Genomic DNA, 16,674 nt, shown 5'->3' with positions numbered 1-16,674 from the left:
CCCGGCATCGTTGTACAATGACGCCTTTGCCTACCTGCGTCCAACGATGAAACCCGCCCGCACCCTCACCTTCAAATGCGCCAAGTGCGCCAAGCCCGTCACGGTCTACCTGCAAAAGGTCTCGGCCTGTTCGCATATCCAGCCTTACCAGGGCATCTGCGGCTGCGGCGAAGTCAAGCGCCATGCGACCGGCAATCCGGATGCGGTGAAGTCCTTCGTCGAATCGGCCGACGGCAACTGGCATCACCACCACTGAGATGACGCGCATCGAATGGGAAGAAGGCGGCCAGCCGCGCTCGGCGCTGTGGCGTTCCGAAAGCGGCTGGCCGGCGCCCGGGAAAGTCGTGATCGCCGACGACACCATGACCGCCGATACGGCCTGGCGCCTGGCGCTGGACGGCACCGCCCTGCTCTGGCGCGGCGACTTCCAGAACGCGCGCCAGCTGTTGCAGGCGCTGGCGCGCCGCATCGACCACAAGGGTTCGCGCGCCAGGCGGGCCAAGGCGACCAAGGCCGCGCCGACGCTGCTGGAATCGTTCCACCGCCACCGCCTGGCCCAGCTCCAGCGCGCGCGCACGCTGGCGATGCTGCTGATCCCGTTCGAAGCCGACTATACGATCCCGCTGCGGCGCGCGCCCGACGTGCGCCAGGCCTGCAATGAAGCCTATGGCGCCGCGAGCGAGCCCTTCGTGATCTCGCTGCGCGAGCTGCTCGGCCTGATCGGCGCGCACGAGTGGCGCAGCAAGGGCGTGCCGATTGCGGCGCTCGACGCGCGCATCCATCCCTGGTACGGCGTGTTCTCGCCGGTGCGCGGCGAGTATGTCGAGCTGGTGGCGCAGGCGCCGCTGCCGAAGAGGACGAAGCTCGCCTTCGATATCGGCGCCGGTACCGGCGTCCTGTCGGCCGTGCTGGCGCGGCGCGGCTTCGCGCGCGTGGTGGCGACCGACATGGACGCGCGCGCGCTGGGCTGCGCGCGCGAGAACATCGAGCGGATGGGCCTTGCGCCGCAAGTCGAGATCGTCAGGGCCGACCTGTTCCCCGAAGGCCAGGCCGACCTCGTCGTCTGCAATCCGCCCTGGCTTCCGGGCAAGCCCAGTTCGGCGATCGAACACGCGATCTACGATCCCGACAGCCGCATGCTGCGCGGTTTCCTGGACGGCTTGACGGCGCACCTGGCGCCCGGCGGCGAAGGCTGGCTGATCCTGTCGGATTTTGCCGAGCACCTGGGCCTGCGTTCGCGCGAGCAGCTCGCCGGCTGGATCGCGGCGGCCGGCCTGACGGTCGCCGGGCGCCACGACGTGCGCCCGGCGCACCCAAAAGCGCTCGACGCCGGCGACCCGCTGCACGCGGCGCGCTCGCGCGAAGTGACGTCGCTGTGGCGCCTGCAGGCCGCCTGACACGCCGGTCCGCCCCGGTGTGGAGCGCCGGACACGGCCGATTTGCATCCTCGCGCCAGAAGCAGTACAATAGCGCTGCGGGGTGGAGCAGTCTGGCAGCTCGTCGGGCTCATAACCCGAAGGTCACAGGTTCAAATCCTGTCCCCGCAACCAGACACCAGTATGTATTCAGTCATACCCCGAGCCCGACTCTTGCAGCCGGGCTTTTGTTTTTTGGGCTGCGGCGCCGGATGAGAGACAAGAAAGACAAGGCCACGATCGATCTGCCGGGTTTCGAACCGGCCGCCCCGCTCGAAGCGGGCAATGTCGAGTTTCGGCGCCCCCCGTCCCGTTCCCGCCGTGCGCCCCCGAAGCAGGAACAGATTTCCTTGCTCGAAGAAACCGACACCAGCGGCCTGCCCGTCTGGCGCCGCGACGACAACCTTGACCTGACCGGCTTGCCGGTCTGGGCGCCGGCCCCGTAGTCGGTATTCCCGGCTGGAGGCCGCCATGCACACCCCCTTTTCCGCGCTGCCGCTGGCACCGCAATTCCTCGCCAACCTCGGCACGCTCGGCTACGACAACATGACGCCGATCCAGGCCGCCAGCCTGCCGGCGGTGCTGGAAGGGCGCGACCTGATCGCGCAAGCCAAGACCGGCAGCGGCAAGACCGCGGCCTTCGGCATTGGCCTCTTGCATAAACTGAACCCGGCCTGGTTCGCGGTCCAGGGCCTCGTCATGTGCCCGACGCGCGAACTGGCCGACCAGGTCGCCGGCGAGTTGCGGCGCCTGGCGCGCGGCGTCGGCAACGTCAAGATCCTCACGCTCACCGGCGGCGTGTCGATGCGCCCGCAAATCGCCTCGCTCGAACACGGCGCCCATATCGTCGTCGGCACGCCGGGGCGCATCCGCGACCACCTGGGCCGCGCCACGATCGACCTGTCGAAAGTGCAGACCCTGGTGCTGGACGAAGCGGACCGCATGACCGACATGGGTTTCTACGACGAGATCGCCGGCATCGTCTCGGCCTGCCCGCAGCGGCGCCAGACCATGCTGTTCTCGGCCACCTACCCGGACGACATCCGCCACGCCACGGCCGGCTTCCTCAACGACCCGCTCGAGATCGCGGTCGAGAGCCAGCACGACGCCGGCAAGATCGAGCAGCGCTTCTACGAGGTGGGTGTCGACAGCCGCGACGAGGCGGTGGCGCGCCTGCTGCGCCATTACCGGCCAGCCTCGACCCTGGCCTTCTGCAATACCAAGGCCCATTGCCGCGAACTGGCCGATACGCTGCGCGACCAGGGCTTCTCGGCGCTCGCCCTGTACGGCGAACTCGAACAGCGCGAACGCGACGAGATCCTGATCCTGTTCGCCAACCGCAGCTGCTCCGTGCTGGTGGCGACCGACGTCGCCGCGCGCGGCCTCGACATCGCCAACCTGGAAGCGGTGATCAACGTCGACGTCTCGAAGGACGCCGAAGTGCATGTGCACCGCATCGGCCGCACCGGGCGCGGCGACGAAACCGGCCTGGCCCTGTCGCTGTGCGCGCCGAACGAAAAGAAATGGGTGCGCGCGATCGAGCAATACCAGGATGCCCCGGCTTCCTGGTACAAGCTGCACGACCTGGGCGACACCGTGCTGCCGGCCGCGCCGGCGCCGATGGTCACGCTCGTCATCGCCGGCGGCAAGAAGGACAAGCTGCGCCCGGGCGACGTGCTGGGCGCGCTGACCGGCGACGCCGGCCTCGTCAAGGAGCAGGTGGGCAAGATCAACGTCACCGAATTCCAGACCTATGTGGCACTGGCGCGCGATGTCGCCGACTACGCATACCGGAAACTGAATGCCGGTAACAGGCTCGGTCCGGACTTCGGTAACTTCAAGGGCCGCAGTTTCAAGATGCGTTTCCTCGATGTCTGAGAACCTGGGTCGGCAGGAAGGCCGACCCGGATGACGATGCACGGTGCGCCGGCAACGCCGCATTCCCTGCCGGGACGGGTGCTCGGGCATCGCAGGGTCCGCACGGTTGATACAGTAGCGACAGATTTGCTGCAAATCTGGCATAGTTTTGCTAAAAATAAACGTTTAGCACAATGACCAGCCAACATACAACGATCTACACCCCGTTCGCCGACGGACGTCCGGTACGCGACATCGTCGAGCACACCCCTGCGCTGGTCAACGAGCCCTGGTGCCGCAACCTGCTGCGCCACGTCCTCGACTCGCTCGAACAGCAGTACGCCAGCGGCGCCCCGCACCGCGCCATCACGCCCGACACGCTCGTGGTGCTGGCCAATGGCGAGGCCTTGCTGATGCCGTCGGTCGCCGACGCGTCCGCGACGCAAGCCGCGCCGGACCTGCCGGCCGACCTGCAGGCGCTGGCCCTGGTCGTGCATTACGCCATCACCGCCGAGCTGCCGCCGGAAGGGCCGCTCGGTCCGCGCCTGTACGACAATTACAGCGAACAACTGACTAAAGGCCTGGACTGCTGCCTGGGTCCGAACCGGCGCCTGCGGCCGCAGACGGTGGCGGACATGCGCACCCTGCTCGGCATCGGGGCCGGTGCGGCCACGCTGCCGGCCGCGCCGGTGGCGGACACGGCCGGCACGGCACCAGCGCCGGACGTCGACGATGCGACGCCGCAAGAGGCCCTACCCGCGCCCGCCGCGCCCGCGCCCGTGCTGGAAGCTGCCGGGCCCGTGAGCGAAGCCACGCCAGCCGGGGGCGATGTCGCCGCCCCGGCAATCCTGTCCTTGCCTGGCGAGCGTCCCGTCGCCGGGCCAATGGCCCTGGACGGATCGCCGGATGCCCCGGCGCCGTCCGCGCCGCCGCAGGAAGGCAGCGGTACCTACGCCTCCGAACCCGTCAACCTGCGCGAGCTCGCCGCCGCCGGCATGCTGCGCAAGTCCGCCACCCGGGACGCGGCGGCGGACAAGTTCACGGCGCCGCCGCGCGCGGCCGAACGCATCGGCGCCGCGCCCGCGCCGGCAGGGCCGGCACCGGCGGCGCAGCACAAGCCGTCGGCGGCGATCCCCATCGCGCCACGCGCCGGCACCTCCCGGGCGCAGCCGGCACAGCGCCGCAACGACCGGGCGCAGCGCTGGGGCATGATCGCGGGCGCCGCCATCGTCGTGCTGGCGGCCGGTGGCGCGCTCGTTTCGTACCTGCAACAGAACGATGCGGTAGACCTGGCGCCGCTCCCGCTGCCGCCGCAAGAGCGCGCCGCCACCGGCCTCGATGCCGGCGAGACCGTCGTCGCCCCGCCGGCCGCCGTCGCCATCGATCCTGCCACGGGCGCGGCGCCGTTCGACGGCGCGCCCGCCACCGTCCCGAATGCGGCGCCGGCGCCGGCGCCAGCCGCCGGCGTGACGAACGACGCCGTGATCAACGGCACCACCTATAAACTGCTGATCAAGCCCTGGGGCACCATCTACGTCAATGGCGTCGACCGCGGCGTCAGCCCGCCGGTCAAGCGCCTGACGCTGGGCCCTGGCCAGCACACGATCCGGCTTGCCAATCCAAACTTCCCCGAACACATCATGACGGTCGAAGCGGGCATGCGGGAAATCGAGACCATCGAACACGATTTCACGGCCCAGGCCGAGTAAGGTAGCTGCCAATGTCCCGAACCCTTCCTCCACTCTCCCTCGCAGCGCTGGTCGTGGCCGGCCTGCTTGCCGGCTGCGCCGAACTGGCGCCGCTGTTCGACCGCAATCCCGAACGCGGTCATCCGCGCGCAGGCCACCGGGAAAGTGCGCGCGAGGCGGCGCGCGAGGCGCAACGCGACGAGGCGCGCGCGGCGGCGCGCAGCGAGGCGCGCGCCGAGGCCCAGTCCGGCCGCGACCAGGCCGCGCTGCGCGAAGGCATTCGCCTGTACAACGAAGGGGATTTCAACGCGGCGATCAAGCGCCTGGGCTCGAACGACATCCGGGCCAGCTCGCCGGCGCGCATCCGTGTCATGGCGCTGAAGTACACCGCTTTCAGCTATTGCGTGACCTCGCGTCCGAAGCAGTGCGAACAGGCCTTCGAAAAGGCGCTGAAGATCGATCCCGACTTCACGCTCGAATCCGGGGAAGAAGGCCACCCGCTGTGGGGCCCGGCCTTCGAGCGCGCCAAGCGCGGCTGACCCCGGCAACGCGGCACCAACAAATGTTGGTGCCGCAAAAACATTTGTTCAGGCCTTGATGTTGACCGAGCCGGGGAAGGCTGGCGCCCGGCGTCGCTTGCTGGCTTGCTCGTACGCATAGGCCATGCCGATCAGGGTCGCCTCGGTATAGGCGCCGCCCACGAAGGAAAGGCCGACCGGCAGGCCGCGCGCGAAGCCGGCCGGCACGGTGATGTGCGGATAGCCGGCCACGGCTGCCGGCGACGAGAAGCTCATGCCGTAATGGTCGCCGTTGATGTAGTCGGTCAGCCAGGCGAGGCCACCGGTGGGCGCCACCAGCGCATCGAGCCTGTGTTCGCGGAGGACCTTGTCGATGCCCTCTTCGCGCGAATACTTCAGGTTGTTCGCGAGCGCTTCCCGGTAGGCCTGCGCATCGAGTCCGTCCTTGCCCTGGGATGCGATCAAGTGTTCCTGGCCAAAGTACGGCATCTCGCGGCTTGCGTTCTTCTCGTTGAAGGCGATCACGTCGGCCATGTTCTTCACCGGCGCATGCGGGGCGTAGCCGGCCAGGTAGGCGGCCAGGTCCGGCTTGAATTCGTACAGCAACACCTCGACTTCGGTCTCGCCATATTTGTCGGTATTGGGCACCTTGACGTCGACCAGGATCGCGCCCTGTGCGCTCAGGATCGCCAGTTCCTTCTCGACGATGGCGTCGACGACCGTGCTGCCGCCAAAGAAATTGCGCGCGACACCGATGCGCTTGCCGCGCAAGCCGTCCGGGCGCAGGGCCGCCGCGTAATCGGCCACCTTGCCCTGGCTCTCCCGGGTGACCGCATCGTCCCCGTCGACGCCGGTCATGGCCGCCAGCATGTAGGCGGCGTCGGCGACGCTGCGCGTCATCGGGCCGGCCGTGTCCTGCGAGTGGGCGATCGGAATGATGCCGCTGCGGCTGACCAGGCCCAGCGTGGGCTTCAGGCCGACGATGCCGCAGCTCGAGCTGGGAGAAACGATGGAGCCGTCGGTCTCGGTGCCGACCGCAAGGGTCGCCAGGCTGGCCGCGATGGCGGCGCCCGAACCGGAACTCGATCCGCTCGTGTTGCGGTCGAGCGCGTGCGGATTCTTCGTCTGGCCGCCGCGCCCGCTCCAGCCGCTGACCGAGTGGGTCGAGCGCATGTTGGCCCACTCCGACAGGTTGGTCTTGCCGAGGATGACGGCGCCGGCCGCGCGCAGGCGCTCGACGATGAAGGCGTCGCGGGTGGCGCGCACGCCGTCGAGCGCCAGCGAACCGGCGCTGGTGCTCATCTTGTCGCCGGTGGCGATATTATCCTTTAGCAAAACCGGAATGCCGTGCAGCGGACCGCGCAGCTTGCCGGCGGCGCGTTCGCGGTCGCGCTCGGCCGCGATCGCCAGGGCGTCCGGGTTCAGTTCGATGACCGAGTTCAGCCTGGGGCCGGCCGCGTCGACGGCGGCGATGCGCGCCAGGTAGCGCTTCACCAGCTTCTGCGAACTCGTCTTGCCGGAGGCCATGGCAGCGCCCTGTTCGCGCACGCCGGCTTCGAGCAGGCCGTCATGGGCAACCGCCTGGGCACGGGCCGCCGGTGCGGCCGCCGCCGAGCCTGCTGCGGAAACGGCACCGGCAGCCATGCCGTATCGAACGAAATCCCTGCGGTCCATGTTCTCTCCACTTTATTTGTAATAAAGCAATAGCATAGCAGTGCTTTTTGCCCGATACCATTTATAAAGAGAATGTATAGACGAAAAAAAACGCTGCCATGGAGGCAGCGTTTTATTCGGGACGCAGCGGATCGTTCGGTGGCGGCTCAGCCAGGCCCCATGACGTGTCAGTGACGTCTTGGTTGCGTCTCAGTTGCGAACGACGCGCTTGTATTCGTTGGTGCGGGTGTCGATCTCGATCGTGTCATCCTGGCTCACGAACAGCGGCACCATGACGACGTGCTGGTGGGCTTCGATGGCGTTCTCGATCTTGGCTTCCTTCAGGACGTTGCCCGACGTATTGCCCTTGACGGCCGGTTCCGAGTAGACCACCTGGCGCGCGATCGTGGTCGGCAGTTCGACCGAGATGGCCTTGCCGTCGTAGAACACGGCCTCGCACTGCATGCCGTCTTTCAGGTAGTGCAGCGCGTCGCCCAGGTTCTCTTCTTCGATTTCGAACTGGTTGTACTCTTCGTCCATGAAGACGTACAGCGGATCGGCGAAGTACGAGTAGCTCACCGGCTTCTTGTCGAGCACGACAACGTCGAACTTGTCATCGCCACGGAACACGTTTTCCAGCGGCGCGTTGGTCAGAAGATTCTTCATCTTCCACTTGTAGGTGAAGCCCGTGCGGCTCGAGCCGTTGACATCGGAACGCAGCACGATAAAAGGCTTTTCATCAACCATGATGATGTTGCCGACACGGATCTCTTTTGCGGGTTTCATAGGAGTCTGGGTAATCAAAAAAAGGGGTTGCAGTAACCGGGCATGATACCACGTAACGTTTGCCGTGCCTATCGAAGTGAAGCGGCAAAGGCCAGCAGGTTCGATGCCAGGTCGCCATTGGCCAGCATCGCCGCCTGCCAGGCATCCGAACGCGCCTCGATGCGCGCCCTGTCGGACCGCAGCGCGGCCCACAGTCCGGGCCAGTCGGCGGCATCACCCTGGACGCCGTTCCAGTGAAACATCACCTGCTGCAGACTGGCGATTGCGGGCGCGTAGCGGGCCAGGAAGGCGCGCAATTTCTTGTGGTGCAGGTCCTCGTCCTGCGGATAGATGTGCCAGACGAAAGGCTTGCCGGCCCACTGGGCACGCACCCAGGAATCCTCGCCGCGCACGATATTCAGGTCGCAGGCCCAGAGCAGGCAATCATAGTCCGGCTGGGGCACGAAGGGCAGCACGCGCACGGTCAGCGCGCCGCGCGTGGCCACGGCCCCGGCGCACGCCGCCGCTCCCAGGAATTCGGCGACCGCGTGCCCCGCCACGCCTTCGGGTACCAGGCAGGTCACGCGCTCGGCGCCGTCGCGCCAGGCCGCGAACAAGTCGGCCACCGGCGCATGCGGATAGCAGAACAGCGACACCTTCAGGGCGTCGATCTCGGCGTCCGGCAAGCCGAGGCCGCGCAGGAAGGCGCGTACCCGCTCGGGATGCCGGAGGAAATCCAGCCGATCACGCTCGAGCCCGGCTTCGCGCAGCAAGCCGCCGGTCCGGGCTGTGAAACCCGGGAAAAAGAAATGCTTGGTCAGCTTCAGGCGCGGATGCATCGACGGCAGCTTGTGGCAACCCTCGACCCACTCCTCGGCCGTCAAGCCTTCCAGGTTCAGCCAGGCCGGACGCGGCGAGCGAGCGGCCATCGCCTCGATATAACGCGGCGGGATGTCACAGGCAAAAAACTCGATGACGATGTCGGCGATGTCGCCGGGGGCGTGGTCGCCGTCCTGGCCGCGCCAATGGCGCACCAGGACGCCCTGCACCACCTGGCTGGCGGCCGCGGCCTCGACCTGCGGGCAGATGCGGCGAAAGCTCGCCAGGTCGTCGACCCACAGGGTGACGGCCACGCCATGTTCGCGCTGCAATTGACGGGCCAGGCGCCAGCAGATGCCGATGTCGCCGTAGTTGTCGACGACCTTGCAGAAAATGGCCAGCGACGGCGCTGGAGCGTGGGATGCGGACATGGGATCGAACACAAAGGGGGAATGACGCCGGGTAGCGGGCGCGAGGGCGATATTTTACCCGATTTCGCCGCCGCTCCCGCGGCGGGAACGGGCCGGCACGCCTGCGCCTGCCGCCTCCTTCCTTGGCGAAGCCTTCAATTGTTTTACCCTTGTCTGCGCTAGCGCAAGCCACGTAAAGCGATAGGAACATGCCCGCCATTGCGCTCAAACTTCGCCGCCCTCCCCTAGTCCAATCGCTACCTGCGTGGAAATCGGACATCCGTCCAATCCTCGCTTTCCGTGCATGCCTCGACCTTACCCGCGGCGCGCACGTCAACGTTCGCGGCCGCAAGCAGCAGGTGCGTAAGGGGAATTGCTATCAGCCGGGCATGCCGACGCGTACCCGGCGCCGGTACTGTTGCCGGCAGCCGCATCCTCAGAAGGAGTGGAGCATGAATGAATACCAGCAATACGGCATCCCGCAGCAAGCCCAGTTCGGTCCGCAAGCCCTGTTCGGCGGCCTGTTCGGCGCGCCGGTCGGCGGCGCCATCGGGCGCGGCATCGGCGGCATCTTCGGCAACCCCAGCCTGGGCGGGCGCATCGGCGAAATCGCCGGCGGCATCGGCGGCAGCCTGCTGCCCTTCGGCGCGGACCCGGCCCAGCAGCAACAGCTACAACAACTGCAGCAGCTGCAACAACTACAGCAACTGCAGCAACAGCAGCAACAGCAACAACAGCTGCAGCAGCAACTGGCGCCGCAGGGCCTGTTTGGCGGCCTGATCCAGAAATTCGGCAAGCCTGCGGGCAACCTGATCGGCAGCCTGACCGGCAACCAGACGCTGGGCAATGTCCTCGGCGGGCTGTCGGGCCTGGGCGGCTTGCTGCCGTTCGGCGCCGATGCGCAAGGCGGCGGCCAGCAGCAGGCCATCGTCCAGCAATTGCAGCAAATCCAGCAGCAATTGCAGCAACTGCAGCAAATGCACCAGCAGCTGCAGCAGCAGGCAGCGATGCTGCAACAGCAGCTGAGCCAGCAACTGCCGCAAATGCAAGCCGGTGCGCAAGGCCAGATGGCGCCGCAAGGCTGGCTGAGCAACATGATCGGCCAGTATGCGCAGCCGGTCGGCAGCTTCATCGGCGGCCAGCTGGGCAACCAGCAGCTGGGCAGTACCATCGGCGGCATTGCCGGCCAGATCGGCAGCATGTTGCCGTTCGCGGCCGATCCGTGGTCCGCCTACGCGCAGCAGGCCCAACAGGCTCAGCTGGCGCAACTGGCGGGCCAGCAAACGGTTCACTAACTTCCTCGGCCGCAGCCCGGCCGCATCGTCAACCGCCCTTCCGCCCAGGCGGAAGGGCTTCATGGAGACTCGCTCATGCCGATGTCCGGCAACGCCAGCAACACACGCTACATCGTGCGCGCCGCCACGGATGAAACCGCGCTTGCGCATTTTCTCGACAGCATACAAAGCGACCCGGCGATCCGCGTGGTCGACACCATCGGCCCGGCGGCCGGTCCGCCGCACACGGTCGTCGTCGAAACCGATCCCGCGACTGCCGAACGGCTCAGGCAACGCACCCTCAACCAATTGATGATCGAACCGGACCGCCCGCTGTCGCTGTTCTGACGCCGGCCACCGCAATCGAAAGGAAACGACATGCCAAAAACTCCGCAAGGCGGCCCGGGTGAGCCGCAAGACCGCGGCCAGCCGCCGAACGGCCCCGACAATCCCGGCGGCACCGCGCCCGCCGAAGGGCGCGGCCACATGGTGAGCGAACGCAAGAAAAAATACCTGGTCGCGCCGCGCCAGGTCGCGCCCGGACTCGGTCCGCTCACGTCCCTGGGCGTGGCGCCGCTGCCGATGGCCGCCGTCGAGCAGGCCTTGCGCGCCATTCCCGAGATCGAGGTCGTCGACACCATCGCCACGCGCAGCGCCTTCGGCACTGCCGGCCTGGAGAGCATCGCCGCCGAAGGCGTGGTGGTCGCGCGCATGACCGACCGCCAGGCGCTCGACCTGCACGCGCGCGGCGGCGGGCGCCTGCTGGTCGAGCGCGACCAGCACCTCTACCTGCTCGACCCCTTGCTGCGCCGCCCCGACCTGGTTTCCTCGCTGGCGCCCTACGGCGGGCCGGCGGTGGATGTGACGATTACCGTGCTCGGCAAGGACGGCATGCCCCTGCCCGATGCCGAGGTCTCGCTGTTCGGCGGCATGCTGCCGGCCTCGGGCGTGACCGACGCCGGCGGCGTGGCCAGCCTGCGCCTGTTCGGCGACGATCCGCGCGCGATCAGCGGCCTGTACGTCAAGCCGCGGGCCGACCACTGGACTTTCTACCAGCGCGATCCCGATATCGACCTGGCGCAACCGAACGTCGTGCTGCTGCACGGCCTGTCCGAATGGCCGACGCTGCAGGGCTTCCCGAACCAGAACGCGCTCGGCTGGGGCGCGCGCGCGATGCGCCTGGACGCCCTGCCCCCGCACCTGCGCGGCCGGGGCGTCAAGGTCGCCGTCGTCGATTCGGGCGCGGCCACCAGCCACGCCAGCCTGAACCGGATTCGCGCCGGCTTCGACATCATCAACAAACGCATCAATCCGGCCACGTGGAACGACGATACGCTCGGCCACGGCACCCACTGCACGGGGGTGATCGCCTCGGCCGATCCGGCCTGGGGCATCCGCGGCTTCGTGCCCGACGCCGAGATCCACGTCTGCAAGCTCTTTCCCGGCGGGCAGATCAGCCAGCTGATCGAGGCACTCGAATACTGCATCGAGCACCAGATCGACGTCGTCAACCTGAGCCTGGGCGGCGGCGCCCCCTCCGAAGCGCTCGAGCGCCAGATCGTGCGCGCGAAACAGGCCGGCGTGGCCTGCATCGCCGCGGCCGGCAATTCGGGCGGGCCGGTGCAGTACCCGGCAGCCTCGCCCAACGTGCTGGCCGTGGGCGCGATCGGCAAGATCGGGGAATTCCCGGCCGACAGCTACCACACCGAAACCATCAGCCTGGATGCCGACAGCCAGGGCTTCTTTACCGCCAAGTTCAGCTGTTTCGGGCCGCAGATCGACGTCTGCGCACCGGGCGTGGCCATCGTCTCGGCGGTGCCGCCGAATAATTTTGCGGCCTGGGACGGCACTTCGATGGCGGCGCCCCATGTCAGCGGCCTGGCCGCGCTGATTTTGGCGCACCGCCCGGAATTCCAGGGTCTCGGGCGCACGCGCTCGGCGGAGCGGGTCGAGCGACTGTTCCAGGTCATTCGCCTCAGCGCACGCCGGGTGTCGCTGTCGGACCCGGCGCGCATCGGCAGCGGCATGCCCGATGCGCTGGCCGCACTGGGCTTGCCGCTGATGCCGGGACAAGCCGCAGGCGCCTGGCAGCCGGGTTTCGGGTCGATGATGGGCGCGGGGAACGGCGGCTCCGGCATTCCGGTCTTCGCCGGCGGATCGCCTTATTTCAGCACGGCCTCGATCAACCTCCAGCCAATGGGCTTCGGCTTTGCGATGGGGCCGATGCCGCCGCCGGGCTGGTAGGAAGGCCTAAGACAAAACCGGCGCGAAAAAGCAAAAAGAAAAAGCAAAAAGCCGCTGAAAAGCGGCTTTTTGCATTGACTGGCGTCCCCACGGGGATTCGAACCCCGGTACTCACCGTGAAAGGGTGATGTCCTAGGCCTCTAGACGATGGGGACCTAAAACTGTTGTGCTGCTTGCTGCGACAAAGCGCCGATGCCACTCAATTCTTGGCGTCCCCACGGGGATTCGAACCCCGGTACTCACCGTGAAAGGGTGATGTCCTAGGCCTCTAGACGATGGGGACCCTGGACTTGCCGATACTGCCAAACTGCCATGTGCCTGTCGTGGTGGAGGTAAGCGGGATCGAACCGCTGACCTCTTGCATGCCATGCAAGCGCTCTCCCAGCTGAGCTATACCCCCCACGGGGAACAACATCATACCATACTGCATGTGCTTCTACTACCCGCTGCCGCTGGCGCAGCGTCTCGGCAAACTTCTGCCGAATTCCTGGCGTCCCCACGGGGATTCGAACCCCGGTACTCACCGTGAAAGGGTGATGTCCTAGGCCTCTAGACGATGGGGACCCTGAACTACCGATGACTGCACTTCGAAGTGGTGGAGGTAAGCGGGATCGAACCGCTGACCTCTTGCATGCCATGCAAGCGCTCTCCCAGCTGAGCTATACCCCCGTACTGCTGAAGTGCGAGCATTATAGCGGGGCTTCTTGCATTACGCAAATACCGATTTGCACGAATTAAGAGGCGCCTACAAACCTTGTGCGACGCGGGCCAACACCGTCTCGCGTCCGAACAATTCCAGCACCGCGTCGATGGCCGGCGTTTGCAGCTGGCCGGTGACGAGCAGGCGCAGCGGCATGGCGATCTGCGGCATCTTCAAGCCCTGCGCGGCCAGCACCTCCTTGAGCATGGCAGCAATGGCGGCCTTGTTCCACTCGACCGTCCGGCAGCGCTCGGCAAACAGCGCCAGGGCCGGGCGCACCGCGTCGGTCAGGTGCTGGGCCAGCAGGGCCGCGTCGGGCCGGGGCTGGCGGTAGAACAGCATCGCCGCGTCGGCCAGCTCGTTGACCGTGTTGACGCGGTCCTTCACCAGCGCCAGCACGGCGGGCAAGGCCGGGGCGCCGTCGAACCCGGCACCCTGGGCGTCCATCTTCGGACGCGCCAGGCCGGCCAGGCGCTCGTTATCGGCCGCCTTGATGTAGTGGTTGTTCAGCCAGGCCAGTTTTTCAGGATTGAACTGGGCCGCCGAGGCGGTCAGGTGGTCGAGGTTGAACCACTCGGTGAATTGCTCCATCGAGAAGATCTCGTCGTCGCCATGACTCCAGCCGAGGCGCGCCAGGTAATTGAGCATCGCTTCCGGCAGATAGCCCTGCTCCGGGTACTCCATGACGCTGACGGCGCCGTGGCGCTTCGAAAGCTTCTGGCCGTCGGCGCCCAGGATCATCGGCAGGTGGCCGTACTGCGGCAGCTCGGCGCCAAGCGCGCGCAGGATGTTGATCTGGCGCGGCGTGTTGTTGACGTGGTCGTCGCCGCGCAGCACATGGGTGATGCGCATGTCCCAGTCGTCCACCGAGACGCAGAAATTATAGGTCGGCGTGCCGTCCGGACGCGCGATGATCAGGTCGTCGAGTTCCTTGTTGGCGATCGTGATCGGACCTTTCACGACATCGTTCCAGGTCACTTCGCCCTCGAGCGGGTTCTTGAAGCGCACCACCGGCGTGACGCCGGCCGGCACGTCGGGCAGGACCTTGCCCGGTTCCGGACGCCAGGTGCCGTCGTAGCGCGGCTTCTCGCCGCAAGCGCGCATGCGCTCGCGCATCGCTTCGACTTCCGCCGGCGAGCAATAGCAGAGGTAGGCGGTGCCCGCGTCGAGCATGCCCTTGACCACCTCGCGGTAGCGGTCCATGCGCTGCATCTGGTAGAACGGGCCTTCATCGTGCGCCAGGCCGAGCCACTGCATGCCGTCCAGGATTGCCTGCACCGCTTCCGGCGTCGAGCGCTCGAGGTCGGTGTCCTCGATGCGCAGGATGAAGGTGCCGCCGAAGTGGCGCGCATAGGCCCAGGAGTAGAGCGCGGTGCGCGCGCCGCCGAGGTGGAGGTAGCCGGTCGGGCTGGGGGCAAATCGGGTGCGGACAGGGGTGCGGACGGTCATGGCAAAAAGCGAAATGATAAAGCGGCTATTCTACCCCGATGCGCTGCCCCCGGGCCCGCACCGCCCCGGATGCCTCAGCCGTGGGCGCGCCAGCGCGGCCACGGCTGGCGCGCCGGTTCGATTCCGAGCGCCGCGCCCGCGCCGCTCACCGCCGCGCCGATCGTGCGCGCGCCCTCGCGCAACTGGGCCGGCCGGTGTCCGGCCATCACCTGCAGGCGCAGGCGCGCCGCGCCCAGCGGCACGCCCGGATACTCGACGGCGTCGACGAGCATGCCCGCGCGCGCCAGCGTGCGGCCCGCCAGGCGCGCCACCTGCTCGTTGCCGATCCAGAGCGGCACGATGGCCGAGGGCACGCCCAGGCAGCGCATGCCGGTTTCGGCCAGGCTGGCGCGCAGGGCGACGGCGTTGCGCAGCAAGGCTTCGCGCAGCGTATCGCCCTCCTCGCCGGCCACGATGCGCAGCGCCGCGAGCACGCAGGCCGCTTGCACCGGCGAGAGCGCATTCGAGCACAGGTGCGGCCCGGCGAACAGCTGCAGCTGGCGCTTGACCGCGTGCGAGCCGCTGGCGACAAAGCCGCCGTTCGAGGCGAAGGTCTTGGCGAAGGAACCCGTCACCAGGTCGACCTTGCCCAGCATGGCCTGCTGGCCGAGGCTGCCCGTGCCGCCCGGTCCGAGCGCGCCCAGGTCGTGCGCGACGTCGACCAGCAAGGTGGCGTTGTACTCGCGGCACAGGTGCTGCATCAGCGGCAAGTCGGGCACGTCGGCGTCCATGCCGAACAGGCCCTCGGTGACGACCAGGATGCCGTTCTCGACATCGCGCGCGCGGATCGCGGCCAGCAGTTCGCGCACGTGGCCGGTGTCGAGATGGCGGTGCAGCGCCACGTTGCGGGTGGCGGCCTGTGCCCCCTGGCGCAGCGAGGCATGCGCGAGCTGGTCGACCAGCACATAGTCGCGCGCGTTCGCCAGCGCGGTGATGACGCCGAACGCGGCGCCCCAGCCGGTCGGGAACAGGGTCACGTGCCGGAGCTGCAGCAGCTCGGCGAGCGCCGCTTCCAGGGCGAGCGACAAGGCGCTGTCGCCCAGCAGGAGCGCCGGGCCGGTGCCGTGCGGGCCGGCTTCGGCCAGGGCCGCGCGGGCCGCCTCCCGCAGCGCCGGATGCGAGGCCAGCGACAGGTAGTCGCGGGAGGTGAAATCCATGCCGTCGGCGGCGCTGCCGGGCGCGGCATCCGCGTCGCCTACCCGCGATTGCGGATTCGGCGCGCCGTCGTGCGCGCGCCCGTACTGCCAGAGGCCGTGGGTGGCGCGCAGGTGGCACCAGGCATCGAGCGCCTCGGTGCGGCGCATCAGGTTGGCGCCGCGCGGCTGCGCGAACTGGGCGACGCTGCCGCGTAGCGCGCCGCAAGCTTGCAGGACGGCGATATCGGCGGTCCGTTCCAAGACGATCGTTTCCTCGTGCACGGTGTACTCCTCGCTAAAGGTCAAACACCAGTGTAGGAAGGAAATTTTCGACAGACTTTATGTTTAAACAGAAGCGGCGCCGAAAAACATGCGCGCAACGCTTGACAAGAAAAACCGGCGCCGCCGCCCCACCGGCGGTGGAAACAAGAAAATTCTTGGCGCTGTCACCGTTACGTGTGGACGAGTCCCATTGCCGCTCGCAGGAAGCGCTCCGGTGACGCAATGCGCTCGCCATCGAGCGCCCAGCGCCAGCCCAGGTAATTCGGCAAGTAGCGTGAAGCTACGCCATGGAAGCGTGCCAGCCACTGCCTGAATCGGCGGTGATAGGCGTTCACGTTTTGCACATGGACGGCGCCGCAGACCCGCTCGCCCAGGCGCAGGTTCACGTACTGGTGCGAGATGCCCGCTTCGCGCGCAAAGCTCCG

General features: G+C 67.6%; 14 protein-coding genes, 6 tRNA genes and 1 pseudogene. 10 read left to right on the top strand and 11 right to left on the bottom strand.

What is annotated here, in order from left to right:
* Positions 1–46 precede the first annotated feature (46 nt).
* From ACFPOU_RS05290 to ACFPOU_RS05260, 7 genes are all read left to right on the top strand, one after another.
* Positions 47–256: a hypothetical protein gene (locus ACFPOU_RS05290; RefSeq protein ID WP_192052352.1), complete on the top strand. Its 210-nt coding sequence runs from the start codon at positions 47–49 to the stop codon at positions 254–256.
* Between the two features lies 1 nt (position 257).
* Entirely contained in the window at positions 258–1,397 is a 1,140-nt protein-coding gene (locus ACFPOU_RS05285) for a methyltransferase (RefSeq protein WP_379717930.1), read from the top strand.
* Positions 1,398–1,473: 76 nt separating this feature from the next.
* Positions 1,474–1,550 (top strand) — tRNA-Met (locus tag ACFPOU_RS05280).
* A gap of 77 nt (positions 1,551–1,627) precedes the next feature.
* Positions 1,628–1,861 (top strand): hypothetical protein, encoded by a 234-nt coding sequence (locus ACFPOU_RS05275; RefSeq protein WP_379717928.1) that lies wholly within the window; start codon positions 1,628–1,630, stop codon positions 1,859–1,861.
* A gap of 25 nt (positions 1,862–1,886) precedes the next feature.
* Positions 1,887–3,293 carry an ATP-dependent RNA helicase DbpA gene (dbpA, locus tag ACFPOU_RS05270; protein ID WP_379717926.1) on the top strand — a complete coding sequence of 469 codons (1,407 nt, stop codon included), beginning with the start codon at positions 1,887–1,889 and terminating at the stop codon, positions 3,291–3,293.
* Positions 3,294–3,466: 173 nt separating this feature from the next.
* Complete coding sequence (locus ACFPOU_RS05265) at positions 3,467–4,981, top strand: serine/threonine-protein kinase (RefSeq protein WP_379717924.1); 1,515 nt, start codon at positions 3,467–3,469, stop codon at positions 4,979–4,981.
* An 11-nt stretch (positions 4,982–4,992) separates the two neighbouring features.
* Complete coding sequence (locus tag ACFPOU_RS05260; RefSeq protein ID WP_379717922.1) at positions 4,993–5,499, top strand: TssQ family T6SS-associated lipoprotein; 507 nt, start codon at positions 4,993–4,995, stop codon at positions 5,497–5,499.
* A gap of 48 nt (positions 5,500–5,547) precedes the next feature.
* Here the strand turns inward: ACFPOU_RS05260 and ACFPOU_RS05255 are convergent, their stop codons facing one another.
* The 3 genes from ACFPOU_RS05255 to earP all read right to left on the bottom strand — a co-directional run bounded on the left by ACFPOU_RS05255 (position 5,548) and on the right by earP (position 9,146).
* Entirely contained in the window at positions 5,548–7,152 is a 1,605-nt protein-coding gene (locus ACFPOU_RS05255; protein WP_379717920.1) for an amidase, read from the bottom strand.
* A 189-nt stretch (positions 7,153–7,341) separates the two neighbouring features.
* Complete coding sequence (locus ACFPOU_RS05250) at positions 7,342–7,917, bottom strand: elongation factor P (protein ID WP_379717918.1); 576 nt, start codon at positions 7,915–7,917, stop codon at positions 7,342–7,344.
* A gap of 68 nt (positions 7,918–7,985) precedes the next feature.
* Positions 7,986–9,146: an elongation factor P maturation arginine rhamnosyltransferase EarP gene (earP, locus tag ACFPOU_RS05245; RefSeq protein ID WP_379717916.1), complete on the bottom strand. Its 1,161-nt coding sequence runs from the start codon at positions 9,144–9,146 to the stop codon at positions 7,986–7,988.
* Positions 9,147–9,577: 431 nt separating this feature from the next.
* Here earP and ACFPOU_RS05240 point away from each other — a divergent pair, with 431 nt between their 5' ends.
* From ACFPOU_RS05240 to ACFPOU_RS05230, 3 genes are all read left to right on the top strand, one after another.
* Positions 9,578–10,420, top strand: a complete 843-nt coding sequence (locus ACFPOU_RS05240; RefSeq protein WP_379717914.1) for a hypothetical protein — start codon at positions 9,578–9,580, stop codon at positions 10,418–10,420.
* Between the two features lie 75 nt (positions 10,421–10,495).
* Positions 10,496–10,747, top strand: coding sequence for a hypothetical protein (locus ACFPOU_RS05235; RefSeq protein ID WP_379717912.1), 252 nt, complete (start codon positions 10,496–10,498; stop codon positions 10,745–10,747).
* Between the two features lie 30 nt (positions 10,748–10,777).
* Positions 10,778–12,643: a S8 family serine peptidase gene (locus ACFPOU_RS05230; protein ID WP_379717910.1), complete on the top strand. Its 1,866-nt coding sequence runs from the start codon at positions 10,778–10,780 to the stop codon at positions 12,641–12,643.
* 79 nt (positions 12,644–12,722) lie between these two features.
* Here ACFPOU_RS05230 and ACFPOU_RS05225 read toward each other — a convergent pair.
* The 8 genes and pseudogenes from ACFPOU_RS05225 to ACFPOU_RS05190 form a co-directional block, all read right to left on the bottom strand.
* Positions 12,723–12,798 (bottom strand) — tRNA-Glu (locus tag ACFPOU_RS05225).
* Positions 12,799–12,850: 52 nt separating this feature from the next.
* Positions 12,851–12,926, bottom strand: a tRNA-Glu gene (locus ACFPOU_RS05220).
* Between the two features lie 41 nt (positions 12,927–12,967).
* Positions 12,968–13,043: transfer RNA gene (locus tag ACFPOU_RS05215), tRNA-Ala, on the bottom strand.
* Between the two features lie 88 nt (positions 13,044–13,131).
* A tRNA-Glu gene (locus ACFPOU_RS05210) sits at positions 13,132–13,207 on the bottom strand.
* A 29-nt stretch (positions 13,208–13,236) separates the two neighbouring features.
* Positions 13,237–13,312: transfer RNA gene (locus tag ACFPOU_RS05205), tRNA-Ala, on the bottom strand.
* A gap of 76 nt (positions 13,313–13,388) precedes the next feature.
* On the bottom strand, positions 13,389–14,792 hold the full coding sequence (gene gltX, locus ACFPOU_RS05200; RefSeq protein WP_379717908.1) for a glutamate--tRNA ligase: 1,404 nt from the start codon (positions 14,790–14,792) through the stop codon (positions 13,389–13,391).
* Positions 14,793–14,866: 74 nt separating this feature from the next.
* The gene (locus ACFPOU_RS05195) at positions 14,867–16,249 is read right to left on the bottom strand and encodes an aminotransferase class I/II-fold pyridoxal phosphate-dependent enzyme (RefSeq protein ID WP_379717906.1); all 1,383 of its coding nucleotides are present in this window, start codon (positions 16,247–16,249) and stop codon (positions 14,867–14,869) included.
* Positions 16,250–16,419: 170 nt separating this feature from the next.
* A pseudogene (locus ACFPOU_RS05190) lies at positions 16,420–16,674 on the bottom strand (IS1595 family transposase); the annotation flags it as partial.

It is taken from the genome of Massilia jejuensis (assembly GCF_042656795.1).
Taxonomy (GTDB): Bacteria; Pseudomonadota; Gammaproteobacteria; order Burkholderiales; family Burkholderiaceae_D; genus Telluria; species Telluria jejuensis.
This window is presented reverse-complemented; position numbering and strand designations above follow the sequence as displayed.